The sequence below is a fragment of the Pseudomonas cyclaminis genome, from assembly GCF_015163715.1.
Taxonomy (GTDB): Bacteria; Pseudomonadota; Gammaproteobacteria; order Pseudomonadales; family Pseudomonadaceae; genus Aquipseudomonas; species Aquipseudomonas cyclaminis.
Genome location: NZ_JADDUM010000018.1, coordinates 1 through 23,536, shown reverse-complemented (window position 1 = coordinate 23,536; position 23,536 = coordinate 1). Strand labels below are relative to the sequence as shown.

The 23,536-nt window shown below is 62.3% G+C and carries 13 protein-coding genes and 5 pseudogenes; 6 read left to right on the top strand and 12 right to left on the bottom strand.

Going from position 1 to position 23,536, the window contains the following annotated elements; genetic code table 11:
• Nucleotides 1-467, bottom strand: a pseudogene (locus IQK56_RS02050) (ABC transporter permease subunit); the annotation flags it as partial.
• A 52-nt stretch (nt 468-519) separates the two neighbouring features.
• Nucleotides 520-1,368, bottom strand: coding sequence for a transporter substrate-binding domain-containing protein (locus tag IQK56_RS02045; protein WP_193863912.1), 849 nt, complete (start codon nt 1,366-1,368; stop codon nt 520-522).
• Between the two features lie 323 nt (nt 1,369-1,691).
• On the opposite strand from IQK56_RS02045, the gene IQK56_RS02040 reads away from it, so the two are divergent.
• A complete protein-coding gene (locus tag IQK56_RS02040) occupies nt 1,692-1,940 on the top strand; it encodes a hypothetical protein (protein ID WP_122310284.1) in 249 nt (82 codons plus the stop codon).
• A gap of 68 nt (nt 1,941-2,008) precedes the next feature.
• Complete coding sequence (locus IQK56_RS02035) at nt 2,009-2,368, top strand: thioredoxin domain-containing protein (protein WP_193863913.1); 360 nt, start codon at nt 2,009-2,011, stop codon at nt 2,366-2,368.
• Here IQK56_RS02035 and IQK56_RS02030 read toward each other — a convergent pair.
• Together IQK56_RS02030 and sohB are read right to left on the bottom strand one after the other, a co-directional pair.
• Nucleotides 2,349-3,911, bottom strand: coding sequence for a TerC family protein (locus tag IQK56_RS02030; protein ID WP_150675710.1), 1,563 nt, complete (start codon nt 3,909-3,911; stop codon nt 2,349-2,351). The two genes, IQK56_RS02035 and IQK56_RS02030, sit on opposite strands and share 20 nt — an antisense overlap.
• Before the next feature lie 311 nt (nt 3,912-4,222).
• Nucleotides 4,223-5,247, bottom strand: a pseudogene (gene sohB, locus IQK56_RS02025) (protease SohB).
• 195 nt (nt 5,248-5,442) lie between these two features.
• Here sohB and IQK56_RS02020 point away from each other — a divergent pair.
• Nucleotides 5,443-6,152, top strand: a pseudogene (locus IQK56_RS02020) (histidine phosphatase family protein).
• Between the two features lie 55 nt (nt 6,153-6,207).
• Complete coding sequence (locus IQK56_RS02015) at nt 6,208-6,522, top strand: SCP2 sterol-binding domain-containing protein (RefSeq protein WP_193863914.1); 315 nt, start codon at nt 6,208-6,210, stop codon at nt 6,520-6,522.
• A 69-nt stretch (nt 6,523-6,591) separates the two neighbouring features.
• Here the strand turns inward: IQK56_RS02015 and IQK56_RS02010 are convergent, their stop codons facing one another.
• Nucleotides 6,592-9,219 (bottom strand): MGH1-like glycoside hydrolase domain-containing protein, encoded by a 2,628-nt coding sequence (locus IQK56_RS02010; RefSeq protein ID WP_193863915.1) that lies wholly within the window; start codon nt 9,217-9,219, stop codon nt 6,592-6,594.
• A gap of 199 nt (nt 9,220-9,418) precedes the next feature.
• On the opposite strand from IQK56_RS02010, the gene hglS reads away from it, so the two are divergent.
• The gene (hglS, locus tag IQK56_RS02005; protein ID WP_193863916.1) at nt 9,419-10,795 is read left to right on the top strand and encodes a 2-oxoadipate dioxygenase/decarboxylase HglS; all 1,377 of its coding nucleotides are present in this window, start codon (nt 9,419-9,421) and stop codon (nt 10,793-10,795) included.
• A 49-nt stretch (nt 10,796-10,844) separates the two neighbouring features.
• On the opposite strand, the gene IQK56_RS02000 is transcribed toward hglS, so the two are convergent.
• A complete protein-coding gene (locus IQK56_RS02000; protein WP_193863917.1) occupies nt 10,845-11,069 on the bottom strand; it encodes an HP1242/YdcH family protein in 225 nt (74 codons plus the stop codon).
• Nucleotides 11,070-11,244: 175 nt separating this feature from the next.
• On the opposite strand from IQK56_RS02000, the gene tkt reads away from it, so the two are divergent.
• Complete coding sequence (tkt, locus tag IQK56_RS01995) at nt 11,245-13,299, top strand: transketolase (protein ID WP_193901519.1); 2,055 nt, start codon at nt 11,245-11,247, stop codon at nt 13,297-13,299.
• 35 nt (nt 13,300-13,334) lie between these two features.
• Here the strand turns inward: tkt and uvrA are convergent, their stop codons facing one another.
• From uvrA to lexA, 6 genes and pseudogenes are all read right to left on the bottom strand, one after another.
• A complete protein-coding gene (gene uvrA, locus IQK56_RS01990; RefSeq protein WP_193863918.1) occupies nt 13,335-15,854 on the bottom strand; it encodes an excinuclease ABC subunit UvrA in 2,520 nt (839 codons plus the stop codon).
• A gap of 8 nt (nt 15,855-15,862) precedes the next feature.
• Nucleotides 15,863-17,562, bottom strand: a pseudogene (locus IQK56_RS01985) (ATP-binding protein).
• Nucleotides 17,563-17,652: 90 nt separating this feature from the next.
• A complete protein-coding gene (locus IQK56_RS01980; RefSeq protein WP_341869476.1) occupies nt 17,653-20,745 on the bottom strand; it encodes an error-prone DNA polymerase in 3,093 nt (1,030 codons plus the stop codon).
• Nucleotides 20,721-22,132, bottom strand: a pseudogene (locus tag IQK56_RS01975) (Y-family DNA polymerase). The gene IQK56_RS01980 and the pseudogene IQK56_RS01975 overlap by 25 nt, the downstream one beginning before the upstream one ends.
• Nucleotides 22,133-22,139: 7 nt before the next feature.
• The gene (imuA, locus tag IQK56_RS01970) at nt 22,140-22,754 is read right to left on the bottom strand and encodes a translesion DNA synthesis-associated protein ImuA (protein ID WP_193863920.1); all 615 of its coding nucleotides are present in this window, start codon (nt 22,752-22,754) and stop codon (nt 22,140-22,142) included.
• Entirely contained in the window at nt 22,754-23,371 is a 618-nt protein-coding gene (gene lexA / locus IQK56_RS01965) for a transcriptional repressor LexA (RefSeq protein ID WP_193863921.1), read from the bottom strand. Before lexA ends, imuA begins: the two co-directional genes overlap by 1 nt.
• Nucleotides 23,372-23,536: the final 165 nt, after the last annotated feature.

Below are 23,536 nucleotides of genomic sequence, written 5' to 3'. Positions count from 1 at the left end.
ATAAGTTGTTCGACAGCGCCGGCAGCACATTGGCGCAACATCACCGGTACGGTGATGTAGGCACGGATGCGCCACTCGCCGAGACCAATCGCGAGTCCGGCTTCACGCAGGCCCTTGGGAATATTCAACAGCCCGGCGCGGAACACTTCGGTCAGGTAGGCACCGGCGTACAACGACAACGTGATGATGAACGAGGGGATCTTGTCCAACCGGATGCCCAGGCTCGGCAAGGCGAAGTAGATCAACAGGATCAGCACCAGGATCGGCGTGTTGCGGATCACCGTCACGTACACCGAGGCGAAGATGCGCAACGCACGGTGCTTGGACAGCATGGCAAACGCCATCAGCAGGCCGATCACGCAGCCGATGGCGATCGACAGCAATGCCAGTTGCAAGCCCAGGCCGAGCCCCGCCAGCAAGGTGTCGAAATCGCGCCACACGGCGGCAAAGTTCAACTGATAGTTCATGGTCAGCAGTACCTAGTTGGGGCGCCTTGGCAGGCACCCCGGTTGTTCCGGATCACTTGAGTTCAACAGGGAAACCAATTGCCGGCTCAGGCAGGTCCACGCCGAACCATTGCTTGAACGAGGCCTTGTAGGTCGGGAACTCCACACCGGTCATGGCTTCATGCAGGGCGGTGTTGACGAAGTTCAGCCAGTCCTGGTCGCCACGCTTGACCGCGCACGCATAGGTTTGCGGGCTCCACGCATAGGCCGGGCTGCGGTAGCGGCCGGGGTTCTGCACCATCAGGTACTTGACCGAGGACTGGTCGGTGGCGGCGGCATCGGCGCGCCCGGAGTTCACAGCCTGGTACATCAGGTCGACGCTGTCGTACTGGTCGACCTTGGCCTTGGGCAGCGCCTGGTGCACCAGTTCTTCGGCGTAGACGTTTTGCAGCACGGCCACGGTGACGCCATCACCCGCCGCCTGCAGGTCTTCAATCTCTTTGTACTTGCTGTTGTTCGGCAGCAGCAGGCCCACGCCTTCGCGGTAGTACGGCAAGGTGAACGCCACCTGCTGCGCACGGCTGGCGGTGACGGTGATGAATTGACAGCTCATGTCGACCTTGTCGGTCAGCAGATTGGGAATCCGCGCGTCGGAAGACTGCACCACGAACTCGACCTTGGTCGGGTCATTGAACAGCCCCTTGGCCACGATTCGGCCAATGTCGATATCAAACCCCTGCAACTTGCCATCCGCTCCCTGGAAGTGCCACGGCGCATTGGTACTGCCTGTACCCACGATCAAATGCCCACGTTTGAGCACGTTATCGAGCTTGCTGTCCGCCGCTTGCACAATGCCTGCGAGGGAAGCCGATGCGGCGAAGAGAAAAACACACGCTTTGAACACGGAAGGTCGGTGATGCATGACAAGCACTCCAGGAGTTGTGTATTCCGCTATACCGGAACTAAGTATGTAACAACGGAATAGACAGCAGAAAGTGTGCCATACGCGCTCAGCGAAAACTAAGATTTTGATAAAGTCATTGGTAATCAGATAGATAGCTAACGGCTTGAGATGCGGCGTTGCGCCAGCACCTGACATCAGATTGCTACTCAAGGCCTCAGACAGGGGTGACAGCGCCATCGGAGTGCGTCACTGCGCCGTTACCGCGCACAACCCGCGCCGTGGAAAAATCCCTGAGCTGGACTAGCCTTTGGCTCAGACCCGACTACAAGGACTGCGTCCCGATGAAGCTTCGTCTCACCCTGGTTTTTCTCGTTTTTCTGGCAGCCGGTAATGCGTCGGCCAGTAACGACCGCCGCGAATGCAAAGAAGAATTACAAAAGCTCAAGGCCGCTTTCGATACCAACTACAGCAGCCAGAATCACCACGGCTATCGCCGCGCCAAGGCGTCCAGTGACAATGAGGAGTACCGCAAATGCGCAAGCCAGGCACGCAAGGCGCGCGAACGCATCGAGCGTGACGCAGACCTGTAAAGGTTGACAGTAGACCGCTGTGATCCCCTGGCTTAGCGTGAGCAATGACAAGCCTGGGAGAAAAATCAATGAGCCACGTCATCACCACCCTCAAAGATTCAGCGGCTTTCGAACGCGAACTGAATTGCCCGCTGGCGGTGCTCATCCTGTTCATGTCACCGCACTGCACAGCGTGCAAAGAGGCGGTCATGCATGTTGCACACACGCGAGAACGCTACAAAGGCCGGGTAAAAGCGCTGATCGTTGACTGCAGCAAGACACCGCGTCACCTCAGCGTGACGCGGGTACCGGCCCTGCTGGTGCATAAAGACTACGCCCTCGTGCAAAAAATCGAGGGCATCCTGGAGTTGAACGCCGCAGCGATTGATGACGTATTCGAGCGCTATGCACTGCCTTTTTCCGCCAGCCTCAGCGCTCAGGCAACCTGACAAGAGCGACCTGAGTCACCCGCCGCTCCTCTACCGCCGCCACCGTCAATCGCCAGCCCTCATGCTCCAGGCTATCGCCCACCACCGGCAGGCGGTCAAGCAGGCTCATCACCAGGCCGGCCAGGGTTTGGTAATCTTCGGTCGCGACAGCCTTGAAGCCGGTGCGCTGACGAACCTGGGTTAGGTTCAGGGCACCGCTGGCGCGAAAGCCGTCAGCCTCCTCGACGATGTCCGGCCCTTCAATCTCACTGGCATCCGGCAATTCACCGGCGATGGATTCGAGGATGTCGGTCATGCTCAAGACCCCCATAAAATCACCGAATTCGTTGATCACGAACGCAATATGGGTCGACTCCTGGCGCATCTGCTCCAGGGCATTGAGGATCGAAAAACTCTCCAGCAGGTTGATTGCCCGACGCGCCAGGTGCTCCAGGTTCGGCTCGTTACCGGCCAGGTATTCCTTGAGGAGTTCCTTCTTGTGCACGAAGCCCAAGGGTTCATCCACCGCGCCATTACGGATTAACGGCAGGCGTGAGTAGGACGAATGCATCAGCTTCAGGCGAATCGTGTCGGCATCGTCCGCCAGGTCGATAAAATCGACCTTGGCTCGCGGCGTCATCAAGCTGCGGATCGGCCGCTCGGCCAATTGCAGCACGCCGCTGATCATCACCCGCTCACGTCGATCGAACAGCGGGCCTTGGGCGGCATCCGGCTCACCCAGCAAGTCGGCCACCTCTTCGCCCACTTCTTCCACTGCCAGGCTGCGACCGCCGAGCAAGCGCATCACCGCGTGGGCGGTACGCTCACGTACCGGCAGCACGCCCTGTGCCGACTTCTTGCGACGGGCACGGGCGATCTGGTTGAACACCTCGATCAGAATCGAGAAACCAATCGCCGCGTACAGGTAACCCTTCGGAATATGGAAACCCAGGCCTTCGGCGGTCAGGGCAAAACCGATCATCATCAGGAAGCCCAGGCACAGCATGATCACGGTCGGGTGGGCGTTGACGAAGCGCGTCAACGGCTTGCTCGCCACGATCATCAAGCCGATGGAAATGATCACCGCGATCATCATCACCGCCAGTTCATCGACCATGCCCACGGCGGTAATCACCGCATCCAGGGAGAACACCGCGTCGAGCACCACGATCTGCGCCACGATTGGCCAGAACATCGCGTAAGCCACATTGCCCGTACGCTGAGCCACGTGCCCTTCAAGGCGCTCATGCAATTCCATGGTGGCCTTGAACAGCAGGAACACACCACCAAACAGCATGATCAAGTCACGGCCGGAGAAGCTCTTGTCGAACACTTCGAACAGCGGCTGGGTAAGGGTCACCAACCACGAAATACTGGCCAGCAGGCCCAGGCGCATCAGCAACGCCAGGGACAAACCGATCAACCGCGCGCGGTCACGCTGCTCCGGCGGCAGTTTGTCTGCCAGGATCGCGATAAACACCAGGTTGTCGATACCCAGCACCAGTTCCAGCACAATCAAGGTCAACAGGCCGAGCCAGGCCGTTGGATCCGCTAACCATTCCATTAATATCAGTCTCTATCTAGGTTTCAGAATGCCGGACACGGCAAGGCGCGATCAGGGGACCGGGACAAGGTTAGCAGTCGGAATACGGGATGTTTCAGCGGGAACGGCAGCAGTAGGTGTCTTGGGGAAAGACGACTGGGGGGCTCCGAGAGGGTGTTCATGCAAATCCTGCGATGACAAAAGGACTTGAATCGTACAGCCGAAATGTAAATTTCCTACAACGCAAAACTATTACAAGATCTGTATCCCCTGCAGCCACCGCCGGACCCCTGTGGGAGCGGGCTTGCTCGCTCCACAGGGGATCACCTGCCTTACCAGAACCGCTGCTGGGTCAACCGGCTCCACCACGTCAGCAACACACGGTCCACCGAACCGCTCGCCGCCAGGCCCACGCGCTCCTGCAGGCTTTTGCGCTCGGCATAATGCAGGTGGAACACCTCGGCGGTCTTGGCCTTGGTGGCGAGGTATTCGTCACTGGTTTGCAGTTCGTCGACCAGTTGTTTGTCCAGGGCTGCAACGCCGAGCCACACTTCACCGGTGGCCACGTCATCAATCGCCAACTGCGGGCGATAACGCGATACGAAGTTCTTGAACAGTTGATGGGTGATATCCAGGTCTTCCTGGAACTTCTCGCGGCCCTTCTCGTGTTTTCGCCAAACACCGTGAGGGTGCGTTTGTATTCGCCGGCGGTCAGCACTTCAAAGTCGATGTCGTGTTTCTTGAGCAGGCGGTTGACGTTGGGCAACTGCGCCACCACGCCGATGGAACCCAGGATGGCAAACGGCGCGCTGATGATCTTCTCGCCGATGCACGCCATCATGTAGCCGCCGCTGGCCGCGACCTTGTCGATGCACACGGTCAACGGCACGCCCGCCTGGCGGATACGCGCCAATTGCGACGAGGCCAGGCCGTAGCTGTGCACCATGCCGCCGCCGCTTTCCAGGCGCAGTACCACTTCGTCCTCGGGCGTGGCCAGGCTCAGCAGCGCGGTGATTTCATGGCGCAGGCTCTCGGTGGCCGAGGCCTTGATGTCACCGTCAAAGTCCAGCACGAATACCCGTGGCTTGGCCTCGGGTTTTTTCTTGCTGTTCTTCTTTTCGGTCTTGCTTTCGGACTTGCGCAGGGCTTTGAGCTGATCCTTGTCGAGCAGGCTCGACTCCAGGCGCTCACGCAGGCCTTTGTAGAAATCGTTGAGCTTGCTGACCTGCAGTTGGCCGGCGGATTTGCGACGACCTTTGCTGCGCAGTGCGGCGAAGCTGATCAGTACCACCAGAATAGCGACCACCAGGGTGACAGTCTTCGCCAGGAAGCTGGCATATTCGGCCAAAAAATCCATGTTGCTCCTTACAAGTGCAGTGCGCGAGGCGCGGATTGCCCCAGCATACCGGCGGCACCGCCTTCGGGCCAGTGATCAAACCGCCAGCAAGCACGGCCTCCAATGAGCTTTTAAAACAAGCGTATGTTTTTTCATTGACAGCTCCCTGGCATCCTCATAACCTCGCCAGACTTTCAACGTACCGGGAAAACGGACGTGGGCAGCATCTATCTGATTCGACATGGCCAGGCCTCCTTCGGTGCAGACGACTATGACGTCCTGTCGCCCGTCGGCGTGGAGCAGGCACAAGTGCTCGGTCGCCACCTGGCGGACATGGGCCTGGTGTTCGACCGCTGCCTGGCGGGCGACCTGCGCCGCCAGCAGCACACCGCCACGGCTGCCTTCGATCAATACCGCACCCTTGGCCTGCCGGTTCCGGTCCTGGAAACCGACAGCGCCTTTAACGAATTCGATGCCGACGCAATCATCCGCGCCCTGCTCCCCGACCTGCTCACCACCGAACCCGACGCCCTGGACATCCTGCGTAATGCCGCGCAGAACCGCAGCGAATTCCAGCGCATCTTCGCCCTGATCATCGAGCGCTGGCTGGCCGGCACTTATGACACGCCGGGGCTCGAAAGCTGGTTGGGGTTTGTCGAACGCGTCCAGGGTGGCTTGCAACGCATTCTTGAAGCCGCGGACAACACACAGAAAATCGCCGTGTTCACCTCCGGCGGCACCATCACCGCCCTGCTCCACCTGATTACCCGAATGCCTGCCGCCCAGGCCTTCGAATTGAACTGGCAAATTGTTAACACCTCGCTCAACCAGCTGAAATTCCGCGGTCGCGAGGTGGCACTGGCTTCCTTCAACGGGCATACCCACTTGCAACTGTTGAAGCGCCGCAACTCATCACCTTCCGATGAAGTGCGGCCAACCGTGACCCCAAGGTCACTGGACTCTACCCTAAAGGATCGAACCATGACTGACGTAGCCCAAGCTGTAAAAGCAATGAAAGCCAAATTCAACCCAGCCGCTGCCGAAGGCCTGGACCTGGTGTTCGGTTTCCGTATCGACGACACCAAGAACTTTTCCCTGATCGTCAAAGACAAGACCTGCGAGCTGCAGGAAGGTGAAAACCCTGACGCCCAGGTAACCCTGGTCATGGACAGCGAAACCCTGGAAGGCATCGTCGACGGTTCCACCGACGGCATGCAGGCCTTCATGGGCGGCAAGCTGCGCACCGAAGGCGACATGATGCTGGCGATGAAGCTGAGCGAACTGTTCCCAGGTTGATTCATGGGTAAACCCTGAATCCCTGTGGGAGGGGGCAAGCCCCCTCCCACATTGGGCCGGCGGTGGTATTCAGTTTCCGGGCTGTAGCAACAACGCCACCAATGCACTCCACCCGGTCTGGTGTGATGCGCCCAACCCGCGCCCGGTCTCGCCATGGAAATACTCATGGAACAGCACCAGGTCACGGCTGAGGGGATCCGCTTCCAACTGCGAATACCCCGCCATCGACGGTCGACAGCCATTTTCACCCCTTAGGAACAAACCGGTCAGCCGCTGACTGAGACTGTCAGCCACTTCCTCCAGGGATGACAGATAACCGCTCCCAGTCGGGTACTCCACCGAGAAGTTATCCGCGTAGTAGCGATGAAATTCACGCAGCGATTCAATCAGCATGTAGTTGACCGGCATCCACACCGGCCCCCGCCAATTCGAGTTGCCGCCATACAAACGTGAATCTGACTCGCCAGGCTGGTAACGCGCAGTCAGGCTGTCGCCATTCACCTTCAGCGCCAGCGGCTGCTCGGCGAACGCCTTGGACAGGGAGCGCACGCCAAAGGCCGAGAGGAACTCGTCGTCATCGAGCATGCGTCGCAGCAAGTCCTTGGTGCGTTCACCGCGCAACAACGCGAGCAGCAGGCGATTGCCCTGCCCCGGCTCGTTCCAGCGTGAGACCAACTTGGCCAGATCCGGTCGGTGTTTCATAAACCCCAGCAACCGTTCGCGCAAACCTTCCAGGCCTTCATGTTCGCGCTGCTCCAGCACCAGCACGGCAAACAGCGGCATCAGGCCGACGATGGAGCGCAGGCGCACCGGCTCGCTCTGCCCGTCGGGGCGGTGCAGCACATCGTAGAAGAACAGGTCCTGCTCATCCCACAGGCCTTCGGCGCTGTCGTCGACGCGGTTGATGGCGCCGGCGATATACAGGAAGTGTTCGAAAAACTTCACCGCAATATCCACGTACACAGCATTGCGCTTGGCCAGTTCCAGGGCGATGCGCATCAGGTCCAGGGCATATGCGGCCACCCACGCCGTGCCGTCGGCCTGGTCCAACTGATACCCCGCCGGCAATGCCGCCGAACGGTCGAACAGCGCAATGTTATCCAGCCCAAGGAAACCGCCCTGGAACAGGTTGCGGCCCTCGGCGTCCTTGCGGTTGACCCACCAGGAAAAATTCAACAGCAGCTTATGGAAAATCCGCTCCAGAAAATCCATGTCGCCTACACCCGTAAGTGCCTTGTCCTGCTGGTACACCCGCCAACTGGCCCAGGCATGCACCGGCGGGTTGGCGTCGTCGAAGCGCCATTCGTACGCCGGCAATTGGCCGTTGGGGTGCATGAAGCGGTCCTTCACCAGCAACAATAGCTGTTGCTTGGCGTACCCCGGATCGATCAGCGCCATCGCCACCGCCTGGAAGCCCTGGTCCCACGAGGCGTACCACGGGTATTCCCAGGTGTCGGGCATGGAGAGGATGTCGAAGTTGGACAGGTGCCGCCAATGGGTATTGCGGATATGCGGGCGCTCGGGTGGCGGCGCGGGTTGGGCCGGGTCGCCGTCAAGCCATTGGTTCACGTCGAAATAATAAAGTTGCTTGGACCACAGCAAACCGGCCAGGGCCTGACGCTGCACGTTGCGCGCATCAGCATCGGCGATGCCGTGCTGCAGGGCCGCGTAGAAGTCGTCGGCTTCCTGGCGACGCTGTTCAAACAGTTTGCGGGCATTAACCGCGGCCGCGTCCACGGGCGCAAAACGCAGGTACAGGGTTTTGCTTTCGTCCCCAGCCAGTTCAAGGATGAAGCGCGCCGCGACCTTGGTGCCGGTGTCCCGGCGAATCGTGGATTGAGTGCCGCTCACCACGTAGTCATTGATGCCATCCTTGAACGGCCCCGACGCCACTTGACCGTCAAGTTTGACGATATTGCTTTCGTTTTCGCAGAACAACCACTCCACGCCATCCTGGCCCCAGGCACTCAGATGACGATCCGGCAATTCATGATGACGGGCCAACACTCGTTCGCCGTCAATCGACAACTGCGGCTTGGGCGCATCAAAGGTCCAGCTCCAGTCGTTACGCGCCCACGCCTGAGGCAGTACCTGCAGGCGTGTCGGCTGCTGCGAGCGGTTATGCACCGTGACACGCATGAAAATATCGTCAGGCTGCTGCTTGGCGTACTCGACGCTGACATCGCAATAGCGGTTGTCCTCAAACACGCCGGTATCGAGGACTTCATACTCGGCATCACCCAGGCCGCGACGGGCGTTCTCGGTGATCAGGTCGGTATAGGGGAAAGCAGCATGGGGGTATTTGTAAAGCATGCGCATGTAGGCATGACTCGGTACGCCATCGACGAAAAAGTACAGTTCCTTGACGTCCTCCCCATGGTTGCCCTCGGCGTTATTAAGGCCGAACAGCCGCTCCTTGAGGATCGCGTCGCGCTCGTTCCACAGCGCCAGGCCCAGGCACCAGCGTTGCGCCTTGTCGCTGAAACCGGCCAGGCCGTCCTCGCCCCACCGGTAGGCGCGGCTGCGCGCGTGCTCATGGGGAAAGTAGCGCCAGGCATCGCTATCGGCACTGTAGTCTTCACGCACCGTGCCCCATTGGCGTTCACTCAGGTACGGGCCCCATTCGCGCCAGCGCTCGGCGTCTTCGGTGGCCAAGCGTTGGCCTTCAATCGTTTGGGTTACGGGCGTGGCCGTCATGGGGTCCTCCATCGCCTACAAGGTGAGGAGCAGTGTAGAACCCATCCGCGCCCGGATGCACATGAAGACTTGGCAGAGCCTGCCATTCATTCATTTGCAGAATGAAGTCCAGAGGATTCTTCGTTTGCAAGCGCTCATTGCGCCCAACAAAATCCAGTAAAAGGCCATCGCCCTCTTCACCGTCATCAGGAAATTTTCTATGCCCAGTGCCGCACATGTCAGCCCCGACGAGATCCGCAAGGGCTTTTCCAAGGCCATGTCCGATATGTACCGGGACGAAGTCCCCCTGTATGGGGCGCTGATGGAGCTGGTGGCCGAGACCAACAGCCACGTGCTCGACAGCCAGCCAGGCCTGGCGCAACAGCTGCAACGCACCGGCGAAATCCAGCGCCTGGACATGGAGCGCCACGGCGCCATCCGCCTGGGCACCGCGGCCGAACTGGCCACGATCAGCCGCCTGTTTGCGGTGATGGGCATGCAGCCGGTGGGCTACTACGACCTCACGCCAGCCGGCGTGCCGGTGCACTCCACGGCGTTTCGCGCGGTGCACGAACATGCGCTGCAAGCCAGCCCGTTTCGAGTGTTCACTTCACTGCTGCGCCTGGAACTGATTGAGAACCCCGAGCTACGCGCCTTCGCCGAAAGCGCACTGGCCAAACGTTCGATCTTCACCTGCGGCGCCTTGGAATTGATCGAACAAGCGCAAACACACGGCGGCCTCAACGCCACCGATGCCGCTGAATTTATCCGCCAGGCCCTGGAAACCTTCCGCTGGCACCACACCGCGACCGTCACCGCCGCTCAATACCAGCAACTCAGCGACCAACACCGGCTGATCGCCGACGTAGTGGCCTTCAAGGGGCCGCATATCAACCACCTCACCCCACGCACCCTGGACATCGACCAGGTGCAGGCCGCCATGCCCGGCAAGGGCATCACCCCCAAGGCCGTGATCGAAGGCCCACCGCGCCGCCAGTGCCCGATCCTGCTGCGCCAGACCAGCTTCAAGGCCCTAGACGAAGCCATCGCCTTCACGGACGCCCAAGGCAGCCACAGCGCACGCTTCGGTGAAATCGAACAACGCGGCGTCGCCCTTACGCCCAAGGGCCGCGCCCTCTACGACCAGTTGCTGAACGCCGCCCGCGACGAGTTGGGCGCGTTCCCCAACGAATCCAACGCCACTCACTACATGCACTTGATGGAACAGCACTTCCAGGCCTTCCCGGACAACCACGACCAGATGCGTGAGCAAGGCCTGGCGTACTTCCGCTACTTCGCCACGGAAAAAGGCCTGGCAGCACGCGGCCACGCCGATCAACCACGCACACTGCAAGCGCTGATCGCCGCCGGCCATGTAGATGTGGAGCCGTTGGTGTATGAGGATTTTCTGCCAGTGAGTGCAGCGGGGATTTTTCAATCGAACCTGGGCGATGCCGCGCAGAGTCACTACGCAGCCCATTCAAACCAGGCGCAATTCGAGAAGGCCTTGGGGCGCCGGACTATCGATGAATTGCAGTTGTACGGAGAGACGCAGCAGCGGTCGATGGATGAATGCATCCAGGCATTGCTGATGTAAACCACGGCGGAGCGAGTTTGCTCGCTCCCCCACGGGGCTCGGTCTGGGCTTAAGCCAATCGCTGCGCAATCTCGTCTTTGATCAACAGACGTTTCTTCTTAAGCACCTCCACCTCCATGTCGTCGGCCTTGCGTGACTCCGCCTGCAGCACCTCCCCGTCGGCAGCTGCGTATTGCGTGAGCAGCGAGTCCAGACGTTTATCACTCGCCCTGCGTTCGTGAACGACTTCCTTGCTCAAACCCAGATCCTGATACAGGTCGTGTTTCACTGGCATGACGTACCTCCGCAAGTTGATCAATGGCCTACATACCAGACGCTAGCCCATTCCAGCAGGTCTTGTCATGTTTGCGCTCAATACATTCCCGTTCGTCGCGGCAATGGCAATGGGATCAAACCTTCGCGACGCACTGCCCTCAACAATAGATCGTCACTTGAGGGAGACCGGTTTCATGACTTATGCCGCAACCACTGTCGACACCCTATGCATCAACACCCTGCGCACCCTGGCGATGGACGCCGTGCAGAAGGCCAACTCCGGCCACCCAGGCACGCCCATGGGCCTGGCGCCGGTGGGATACACCCTGTGGAGCCGGTTCTTGCGCTATCACCCCGAGCATCCCGACTGGCCCAACCGCGACCGGTTTGTGTTGTCGGTGGGGCATGCGTCGATGCTGTTGTATTCGCTGCTGCACCTGGCCGGTGTGGTGGAGATTGATGCCCATGGCCAGCGCACCGGGCGGCCGGCGATCAGCCTGGACGATATCAAGCAGTTCCGTCAGGCCGACTCCAAGACCCCAGGCCATCCGGAATACCGCATGACCACAGGCGTGGAAACCACCACCGGCCCCCTCGGCCAGGGGTGCGCCAACAGCGTGGGCATGGCCATGGCCGAGCGATGGCTGGCCGAGCGTTTCAACCGCGACGATCAGGTGGTGTTCGACTACAACGTCTACACCCTGTGCGGCGATGGCGACATGATGGAGGGCATCAGCAGCGAAGCGGCGTCGATGGCCGGGCATTTGAAGCTGGATAACCTCTGCTGGATCTATGACAACAACACCATCAGCATTGAAGGCCACACCGAACTGGCGTTCAGCGAAGACGTGATCAAGCGCTTCCAGGCCTACGGCTGGCACACCTTGCACGTCACCGACGCCAATGACTTGCAGGCACTGAGCGCGGCCCTGGAGACCTTCCAGGCGAACACTGGCGCGCCGACCCTGATCGTGGTCGACAGCGTGATCGGCTACGGCTCGCCCCACAAGCACAACACCGCCGCCGCCCATGGCGAGCCGTTGGGTGACGAGGAAATCCGCCTGACCAAGGCCGCGTATGGCTGGCCGCAGGATTCCAGCTTCCTGGTGCCGGATGAGGCGCGCACGCTGTTGCGGGATGCGCTGCACGCCCGCGCCGAACCGTTGTTCCAGCAGTGGAACCAGACCCTGTCGCGTCTCGACCCACAACTGGCCGATGAATTACAGCGGATGCGCGCCGGGGAGATGCCCGAGCACTGGCAGGCTGACCTGCCGGACTTTGCCGCCGATGCCAAGGGCGTTGCCAGCCGGGCGGCGGGCGGCGAGGTGCTGAATGCCTTCGCCCAGCAAATCCCCTGGCTGCTCGGTGGCTCGGCGGACTTGTCGCCGTCGACCAAGACCAACCTCACCTTCGACGGCGCCGGGCGTTTCAGCGCCGATGACTACAGCGGGCGCAACCTGCATTTCGGTATTCGCGAACACGCCATGGGCGCCATCGCCAATGGCATGGCCCTGTCGTACCTGCGCCCGTACACCTCGACCTTCCTGGTGTTCAGCGACTACATGAAACCGCCGATCCGCCTGGCGGCAATCATGGAACTGCCGGTGGTGTTCGTGTTTACCCACGACTCCATCGGCGTGGGTGAGGATGGGCCGACGCACCAGCCCATCGAACACCTGACGCAGTTGCGTGCCACGCCGGGGTTGCTGACCCTGCGACCGGGCGATGCCAATGAAACCCTGGAGCTATGGAAAGTTGCCCTGGCGCAAACCCACCGGCCAAGCTGTGTGGTGCTGTCGCGCCAGCCGCTGCCGACGTTGGATCGCACGCACTATGCCTCGGCCTCAGGGGCCGCGAAAGGCGCCTATGTGCTGGCGGGGGCGGATGAACCCCAGGTGATCCTGATCGGCACGGGCAGTGAAGTCAGCCTTGCAGTAGCCGCTTATGAGCAACTCAAGAAGGACGGGATTGCCGCGCAGGTGGTCTCGATGCCGAGCTGGGAGTTGTTCGAAGAACAGGACCAGGCCTATCGCGACAGCGTGTTGCCGCCGGCGGTGAAAGCGCGGGTAGTGGTGGAACAGGCCGGGCCTTTGGGGTGGGACCGTTATGTCGGCCAGACCGGCGCCAAGGTCGTGATGAACAGCTTCGGGGCGTCGGCGCCGTTGGCCAAGTTGCAGGAGAAGTTTGGGTTTACGGTTGAGCATGTGGTGAAACAGGCCAAGCAACAAATCGACCTGGCCGGCCACTGATCACCCTGTGGGAGGGGGCTTGCCCCCGATGGCGGTCAGGTCAGCTCGCGGGCGAGGAACGGCGCGGTGCGGCTCTTCTTGCTCTTGGCAACTTTTTGCGGCGTGCCGCTGGCAACGACTTGCCCGCCCAAATCCCCTGCCCCAGGCCCGATATCGATTACCCAGTCACTCTGGGCCACCACGCGCATTTCATGCTCGACCACCACCACGGTGTGCCCTGCATCCACCAAATGATTGAGCTGGCTGAGCAGGCGATCCACATCCCTCGGGTGCAACCCGGTTGTCGGCTCATCCAACACATACAAGGTCGCGCCACGGGCATTGCGTTGCAGCTCGGTGGCTAATTTGATGCGCTGCGCCTCACCACCGGACAGTTCGGTGGCCGGCTGGCCCAACCTCAGGTAACCCAGTCCGATATCCCGCAGCACCTGCAACGAGCGCAGCACCCCTGGCTGCTCGGCAAAGACCTCGACGGCCTGCTCGACGGTCAAACCCAGCACCTGAGCGATGCTCAGGCCTTGCCATTTGATTGCCAAGGTCTCGGGGTTGTAGCGTGCGCCGTGACACGTCGGGCACGGTGCGTACACGCTGGGCATAAAGAGCAACTCGACGCTGACAAAGCCCTCGCCTTCGCAGTTCGGGCAACGGCCCTTGGCAACATTGAAGGAGAACTGGCCCGCATCGTACTGGCGCTTCTTGGCTGCCGGCGTGGCGGCGAACAGTTTGCGCACATTGTCGAACAGCCCGGTGTAGGTCGCGAGATTCGAGCGCGGCGTACGGCCAATGGGTTTCTGATCCACCTGCACCAGGCGGCGGATCTGTTCCAGGCCGGCGCTGATACGCCCGCCACTGGTGTGCGGCGTGTCATCTTCCAGGCTCGGTTCTTCGTCGTTTTCCACCACGCGCCCGAGGCCACTGCCTACCAATTCCAGGAGCACCTGGCTGACCAGGCTGGACTTGCCCGAGCCGGAAATACCGGTCACCGAGGTGAAGCAGCCCAAGGGGAAATCCACGCTCAGATCGTTGAGGTTATTGCGCGTCACACCTTCCAATTTCAACCAGCCGTTGGGTTCGCGGCGAGATGGATCTAACGCGCGCCGCTCGGCAAACAAATACTCACGGGTCTGGGATGCCTGCACGTCAGCCAGCCCCGCAGGCGGCCCGCTGTACAGCACATGCCCGCCATGCTCACCGGCGGCCGGGCCGACATCGATCAGCCAGTCGGCGCGGCGCATGGTTTCCAGGTCATGCTCCACTACAAACAGTGAATTGCCGGCGGCCTTCAGACGTTCAAGCGCGCTGAACAACGCCTCGCCATCCGCCGGATGCAGGCCCGCCGAGGGCTCATCCAGCACATAGATCACCCCAAACAACTGCGAGCCCAATTGGGTGGCCAGGCGCAGACGCTGCAACTCCCCGGACGACAAGGTCGGCGTGCTGCGCTCCAGGGACAGATAGCCCAGGCCCAATTCGATCAAGGTGCTGACCCGCTCCAGCAGGTCCTGGGCGATACGTTGGGCGGCCAGGCGTTTCTCCACCGACAGCTTCATCGTGTCCTGCCCCGCCGCCACCGGCCGCAGCAGGTCGGCCAACTGCGCCAACGACAACTGGGATAATTCGCCAATATCCACTCCGGCAAACTTCACCGACAGCGCCGCCCTGGTCAGCCGCTTGCCTTCACACAGCGGGCAGGCGCTGCCTTGCATGAACTGCGACACGCGCTTTTTCATCAGCGCGCTCTGGGTGTGGCTGAAGGTGTGCAGGATGTAGCGCCGTGCGCCACTGAACGTGCCCTGGTAACTGGGCTCCAGCTTGCGTTTGAGCGCCTCGCGGGTTTGCTCCGGGGTGAAACCGGCATACACCGGCACAGTGGGGGTTTCTTCGGTGAAGAGGATCCAGTCGCGCTGTTTTTTCGGCAGGTCGCGCCATGGGATATCCACGTCATAGCCCAGGGTCACCAGGATGTCGCGCAGGTTCTGGCCCTGCCACGCCAACGGCCAGGACGCCACCGCACGCTGGCGAATGGTCAACGAAGGATCGGGCACCATCAGCGCCTCGGTCACTTCATACACGCGGCCCAGGCCGTGACACTCGGGGCACGCGCCCTGGGGCAGGTTCGGCGAAAAATCCTCGGCATACAGCATCGCTTGCCCCGCCGGGTAGCTGCCGGCGCGGGAGTAGAGCATGCGGATCAGGCTCGACAAGGTGGTGACGCTGCCCACCGAAGACCGCGCACTCGGCGTGCCACGCTGCTGTTGCAGGGCCACGGCGGGTGGCAGGCCTTCGATGCTGTCCACGTCGGGCACGCCGACCTGGTCGATCAGGCGCCGCGCATAGGGCGCCACCGATTCAAAGTAGCGCCGCTGGGCCTCGGCATACACCGTGGAAAACGCCAGGGACGACTTGCCCGAACCGGACACGCCGGTAAACACCACGAGGGCATCACGGGGAATGTCCACGTCGACATTTTGCAGGTTGTGCTCGCGGGCGCCACGCACCCTTACAAAGCCTGGGCGCTGGGCAGTGATCGCAGGGATGTTGCGCTGTGAAGTCATGGTCAACCTTATCGTGCGGTGAGCACGCTGCGCACCCGTAGCGTCAGGGCTTCGGGGCTGTAGGGCTTGCTCAGCAGATGAATGTCGGGGCTCAGCAGGTGGTTGCTGGAGAGGATGTCGCGGGTGTGGCCGGAAGTGAACAGCACCGGCACTGGAGGCGTTTGTGCACGGGCCCAGGCGGCCAGGTCGGTACTTTTAACGCGGCCGGGCATGACCACGTCGGTAAAAATCAGCTCGGGTTGCAGGCCGGTTTTAAGCTTCAACATGGCCTGGTCGCCATCTTCGGCGGTGATGACCGTATAGCCCGATTGTTCGAGTACATCCACCACAGTCAGGCGCACGCCTTCGTTGTCTTCGACCACCAGGATGGTTTCCTGGCCGCCGACCGACTCGACCGGCTCGGCTGCCCCCTCAAGGCATTCCTCGCCCAGGCAGCGCGGGAAGTACAACTGCACCACGGTGCCCTGGCCTTCTTCGCTGCTGACGTCGACATGTCCACCGCTTTGGCGCACAAAGCCGAACACCATGCTCAAGCCCAGGCCGGTGCCGTGGCCGTCGCGCTTGGTGGTGAAGAACGGCTCGAACACCTTGGCCTGGATCGCCGGCGGCATACCCACGCCGGTATCGGTGACCGCCAGGCGTACATATTCGCCGGGGCTGATGCTTTTACCAATGCAGTCGCCGGGGTTAAGGATGATGTTTTCGCCACTGATGCGGATCACGCCCTCGCCTTTCATGGCATCGCGGGCATTGATCGCCAGGTTGAGCAGCGCATTTTCCAACTGGTTGCGGTCGACGTTGATGTGCCAGGAATCCTGGGGCAACTGCACATCGATATGAATGGTTTCACCCAACGCACGCTGCAGCAGTTCGCCAAGGCCAGCATAGATGCGTTGCGGGTTGTACACCGCCGGCGACAACGGCTGGCGCCGGGCAAAGGCCAGCAACTGCGCCGACAGCTTGGCCCCGCGCTCCACCGCCGCAATGGCCGCGCTGACGCGGCGCTGCACCTGGGCATTGTCCGGCTCATGGCGGGCCAGCAGGTGCAGGTTGCCGGCGATCACTTGCAGCAGGTTATTGAAGTCGTGCGCCACGCCGCCGGTGAGGCCGCCGATGGCTTCGAGCTTTTGCGATTGGCGCAACTGGTCCTCGGCAGCGGAGCGGGCCTGCACTTCAGCGGCCACCCGTTGTTCGAGGTTATGGGTAAGTTCCTGGCGCACTTGTTCAGACTTCACCAGTTCGGTGGTCTCGACCACAATCGCCAGCACCCCGGCCGGTTGCTGGTTATCACCGGCGACGGGGCTGTAATACAGGTCCAGCCACACCGTTTCCGGCTGCCGTTGCGCAGCAGCACCAGGTCTTTGTTATTGAACGACAGGGTGCCGCCGGCCAGGCAGGTGTCCACCACGTGGCGGTTGAAGTCGGCCACTTCCGGCCAGCCCAGCTCCACCGGCGTACCCAGCAGGTACGGGTGCCGGCCACCGGCAAACGCCGAATAACTGTCGTTGTAGATCATGTAGCCGGCCCGCCCCCACAACATCACCATGGGTACCGGCGACGCGAGCATCATCTGCACGGTGCAGGCCAGGCTGGTGGACCACTGGTCAATGGGGCCAAGGTCGGTGGTCGACCAATCGAACGCACGAATACGTTGGGCCATTTCACCGGCCCAACCGTCACAGCCATGGGGGTTGGATAGAAATTGCATGGTTCGGCTCAGTGCAGAAGAGAGGACAGTCGCCATTTTTGGAGCTTACACGGCGCAGATGGTTTCATCTGGTATAAATTTGGGAGCACCTCAGTGAAAATCCCGGCTGCGCACCTGCATGCCGTCCAGCAATGGCGTGAGGTCGGTGAGACGCCCGGCAATCAGGTGCCGCACTTCGCCGACCGCTTCCCAGCGCCCATCCACCTTGAGCAGCCGTGACCCCACCAGCGCCTGGCGCTGACGTTCGGCCAGGTCGCGCCAGACCACCACGTTGAGGTTGCCGAACTCGTCCTCCAGGGTCACAAAGGTCACACCGCTGGCGGTACCTGGGCGCTGCCGCCCCGTGACCAACCCCGCGACACTCACATTGCGCCCATGCTCCACCGCCATCAGCTCGCGGGAACTGCGACAACGCCGCTGGCGCAACGCCTCGCGCAACAACGCCAGCGGATGTGGGCCGAGGGTGGTACCGACGGTGGCGTAATCCGCCTGCACGTCTTCGCCGACCGTCGGCGCGGGCAACGTGACCACAGCTTCGTCGGGGCTGGGCAGCCCGGCGAACAGCCCCAACTGTTTGTGCACCCCCGCCACGTCCCAGCGCGCCTGGTGCCGGTTGCCGGCCAAGGCACGCAAGGCGCCTGCATCGGCCAATAACGCCTGAGCACGGGCGTCCAGACCGGCGCGTCGGTCCAGATCGGCAATGTCGCTGAAATCCTGGCCATGACGGGCGGCCTCGATGCGCCGTCCATCCTCCTCACGAAACCCCGCGATCATGCGCAAGCCCATGCGGATCGCCGGTTGCTGGCCGTCGATGGGTTCCAGGCTGCAATCCCAGTCGCTGGCCTGCACATCCACCGGGCGAATCTGCAAGCGATGGCGCCGTGCGTCCTGCAGGATCTGGTCCGGGCTGTAGAACCCCATGGGCCAACTGTTGATCAGCGCACAGGCAAATGCCGCGGGCTCGTGGCATTTAAGCCAGCAACTGGCGTAGGTCAGCAACGCGAAACTGGCCGCGTGGGACTCGGGAAAGCCATAGCTGCCAAAGCCCTTGATCTGCTCGAAAATCTGCGCGGCAAATTCTTCGGTGTAGCCGTTTTTCAGCATGCCGGTGCGCAGGCGTGCCTGATGCGGCTCCAGGCCGCCGTGACGTTTCCAGGCGGCCATGGAACGGCGCAACTGGTCGGCCTCACCAGGACCGTAGTCGGCGGCGACCATGGCGATCTGCATCACTTGTTCCTGGAACAACGGAATGCCCAGGGTGCGCTCCAGCACCGTTTTCAATTCCGGCGATGGATAGGTCGTGGGCTCTTCCTTGTTACGCCGTCGTAGATACGGATGCACCATGCCGCCCTGGATCGGGCCAGGCCGGACGATAGCGACCTCGATCACCAGGTCATAAAAAGTCTGCGGCTTGAGCCGGGGCAACATCGACATCTGCGCCCGCGACTCGATCTGGAACACGCCGATGGTGTCGGCCTTGCTGATCATCGCGTAGGTGGCCGGGTCTTCCTTGGGGATCGTCGCCAGCGCCAGGTCGAGATTGCGATGGCGGCACAGCAGATCGAAGCAGCGGCGGATCGCACTGAGCATGCCCAAGGCGAGGATATCCACCTTGAGCAGGCCCACGGCATCCAGATCGTCCTTGTCCCATTGAATGATGGTGCGCTCGGCCATGGCCGCGTTTTCCACCGGCACCAGGGTGTCCAGCGGGTATTCGGAAATCACGAAACCGCCGGGGTGCTGGGACAGGTGCCGGGGAAAGCCGATCAGTTGCCGGGTGAGCGTGAGCACCCGGCGCAGGATCGGGCTGTCCGGGTCGAAGCCGCCTTCACGCAGTCGTTCCAAGGGCGGCGCATCGTCACTCCAGCGCCCGCAGCAGTCGGCCAGGGCGTTGATCTGGTCCGGCGGCAGCCCGAGGGCCTTGGCCACATCACGCACCGCGCCGGCGGCGTGGTAGCTGCTGACCACCGCCGTCAGCGCTGCGCGGGTGCGGCCGTAGCGCTGGAACACGTACTGCAGCACTTCTTCGCGGCGTTCGTGTTCGAAGTCCACGTCGATATCCGGCGGCTCGTTGCGCTCCCGGGACAGGAAGCGCTCGAACAGCGTATTCATCAGGCTCGGGTTGATCTCGGTGATGCCCAAGGCAAAACACACCGCCGAGTTGGCCGCCGAACCACGGCCCTGGCACAGGATCGAGCGGCTGCGGGCGAAACGCACAATGTCATGCACCGTGAGGAAGTAGCTTTCGTAGCCCAGCTCGCTGATCAGTTCCAGTTCGTTATTGATCTGCTGCAAGGTCTTGGCGTCGATACCGTGAGGCCAGCGCAGGGCGATGCCTTCTTCGGTAACCGCGCGCAGCCAGGATTTGGCGTCATGCCCTGCGGGCACCAGCTCTCGCGGGTAGTGATAACGCAACTGGCCGAGGTCGAAGGTGCAGCGGCGGGCAATGGCCAGGGTTTCATCAAGCAAGGCTTGGGGGTACAGCGCACTCAGGGCCTCAAGACCGCGCAGATGCCGCTCGCCATTGGGGTGCAGGCGCGTGCCGGCTTCGGCCACCGGGACGTGATGGCGGATGGCGGTCATGGTGTCTTGCAGGGCACGGCGGCCGCGTGCATGCATATGCACATCGCCGCAGGCCACTGCCGGGATATTCAAGCTGGCGGCCAGGTGCAGGCGCTGCTCCAGATAGCGCCCATCGTCCTGTCCGCAATGCAGGTGCACCGCCAACCACAGGCGCTCGACGAAGGTGCGACGCAGCCATTGGATCGAGGCCTGGGTGTCGCTGTCGTCGGCGACCCAGAGCACCAGCAGGCCATTGAGGGGTTGATCGAAGTCCTCGTGCAGCAGGCGATAGTGGCCTTTTTCGGCACGCCGTCGCGCCAGGGTGATCAGGCGGCATAGTTGCTGGTAGCCGCTGAGGTTTTCCACCAGTAGCACCAGTTTCGGGCCGTTTTCGATGCGCACTTCGCTGCCGATAATCAGCGGCAACTCCACCGCCTTCGCCGCCTGCCAGGCCCGCACGATGCCCGACAAGGTGCATTCATCGGTGATCGCCAACGCGCTGTAGCCCTGGCGTTTGGCCCGCTCGAACAACTCAAGCGCACTGGACGCGCCGCGCTGAAAACTGAAGTTGGACAGGCAATGCAGCTCGGCGTAGCTCATGCAAACCAACCTTGCAGCCACAAGCCATCGCCCTGCCCCACGCTGCGGTAGGCCCAGCCTCGCTGGCCGGCGCGGGTCTGGATCAGGTAATAGTCGCGGCGAATATCGGCGCCGTCCCACCAACCGGATTCGATACGTTCCGGGCCCATCAGGATCTGCACGCCCTGCTCGGCCAGCAAGGTGGGTTCGCTGAGCAGCCAGCCGGGGCGTTGCACCTTGTTCAAGGTCGGGCATGGGCGACTGTCAGCGGTTGCTTGCCAGGCGCACTCGGGGCGGTGGTCGGCATGAAAACGCAGGCCTTGCACGGCCTCATCCCCCAGGCGTGCGCGCAGGCGTTCGCGCAGTTGCTCCCAGGGCAGGGTCTGTTGCGGGCGGTCGTCGAACAGGTCCTGGCGCTGCGGCACAAACACCGGCAGGTCCTGGGCCACCAGGCGAAAACCGCGTACCGGCGCGGTGACTTGCACCTGTTCCAGGCGCCCACGGGCCAGTTCGAACAGCATCGCCGGTTCGCGCTCGGCGCTGAGCAGGCCGACCTTGATCACACTGTCCGGGATCTGGGCGTGTTCCAGGTGCAGGTCGAAACGCTGCACGCCACTGTCGCGCCCGCAGAGGAAGGCGGATAGATCAGCGGTCAAGCGTCGCAGCGGAAACAGCAGCGCCTGGTGGGACTGCACGTCGAAATTCAATTCGATGCGCGCATCGAACTGGTCCGGCGGCTGGTAAAACCCCAGGGCCAGTGGGCGTTGCCCCGTCAATGCATCCAGGTGTTTGAGCAGGCCGGCATCAAAGCGCCGCGCCAGGGTGTGCCGGGGCAAGGCTTGCACTTGGGCCAGGGTGCGCAGGCCCATGCGTGACAAGGCGACAGCGGCCTGAGGTTCAAGGCCGGCGCGGTCGATGGGCAGCGGTGCCAGGGCCTGCATCAACGCCTCATCGTCGATGGCCATGCCATCGTAGATATTGGCCAGCACCCGCGCCGCCGCCGGGTTGGGCGCGGCGACGATGCGGTGACGAAAGCCCAGTTCGGTCAATTCCTGGCGCAAGCGCGCTTCGAACTGCGGCCAGGGCCCGAACAGGCCCAGGCTCGATTCGATCTCGAACAGCAACGCACGCGGGTAATGCACACTGACCTGGGAGCTGAAGCGATAGGCCCAGGCTGCCAGAAACTGCTGCCAGCGTTCGATTTCCACGGGGTCGTATTCGGCGCTGGCAAAGGTCTTGGCCAGGGCATGGGCCGCCGTCAGGGAAAGGCCCGGACGCAGGCCCAGGGCGCGGGCGGCCTCGTTGACGGTTTGCAGCACGCGCCGCTGCGGCGTGCCGGCCAGCAGTGCGAGGGGTTGATCGGGCTCGGGTGCACACGCTGCACCCCGTCCAGCGCCAATTGCGGGAAGACAATACACACCCAGCGCATGGCAACCTCAATGCCCGGCCAGCGCAATCGGCGCCGGATGGGCCAAGCCGCCACGGCACTTGATCACCCGCACTTGCGCGGGTTTTGCCTCGACTGCCAGACGCAGGGCCGCAGGTGATGCGTTGATCGCCTCACCCAGGGCGCGCCAGGCAAACGCCAGGGTCTGGCCGGTTTCCGCCGCCACCTGCAAGCGCCGCAACGCCCGGTCATCGGCCTTGCGCGGCCAGCACAGCACCGCGCCGCAACTGCCGGAGCGCAGGCACTGCTCCACGGCCCACAGCGCGTCGCGCTCCTCAGCCTGGATCACCGAGAGCTGACGCACATCCACGCCGGCGTTCTGCCACGCGTGGGGATACGGCGTGTAGGGCGGCGCCACCAGCACAATTCGCTCCCCCGCCTTTGACAAGCGTGCCAGGGTCGGCAGCACCAGTTGCAGTTCGCCGATGCCCTCCTTGGCCATAAGGATTTCACTCAAGGCCGATTCCGGCCAACCGCCGCTGGGCAGCACCGCATCCAGCGCAGCCAGCCCGGTGGGATGAACACTGGCCGCAGGCGCGACCGGCCGGCCCTTCCAGACGCGGCCGCCATTGAACAGCGCATCCAGGGCAACGACGGCGCCCATCAGCCTTGCCTCACCAGGCCGCAGAACACCCCTTCGATGGCCAGGTCCTGGTCAGGGCCCACCACGATGGGTTGATACGCGGGGTTGCGCGGCAGCAGGCGCACGAAGTCGCCACTGCGTTCGAAACGCTTGATGGTGACTTCGCCATCCAGGCGCGCCACCACGATCTGCCCGTTCAGCGCCTCGGCACTGCGGCGTACGCCGACCAGGTCGCCGTCGAGGATACCGTCTTCGATCATCGAGTCGCCCTGCACGCGCAGCAGGTAATCGGGGGTTTTCGCGAAAGTGCCTGGGTCGAGTTGCAGGCGGCTGTGCACTTCGGCGTCGGCGCCGATGGGCAGGCCGGCGGCGACTCGACCGAGCACGGGCACGTCCAGCCACTCTGGGCGCGCGGGTTGGTTGAGCAGGCGGATACCGCGCGCCTGGTTGGGGTTGACCTCGATGAAGCCGGCTTCGGTCAGGGCCACGACGTGTTTACGCGCGACGCTGCGGGAGGCGAAGCCGAACGCCTCGGCGATCTCGGCGAGGCTGGGAGGCTGGCCTTGTTGCGCGATGCGGTCGCGGATGAAGGTCAGGATGGCGGTGCGGCGGGGGGTCAGGGTTGTCATGGAGTACATTTGTACTCTTATGGGAAATTTCTTACAAGAGCCGGTAGTCGGGGGGTTGGGTTGGGTTGGGTACATATCCGTTATATGGGTAATGGCTGATATTGGTTCCGCCCTTACGGCGGTCACTTTGGAAAAGAGCCCCAAAGTAACCAAAGGGCTCTTGCCCCAACACTC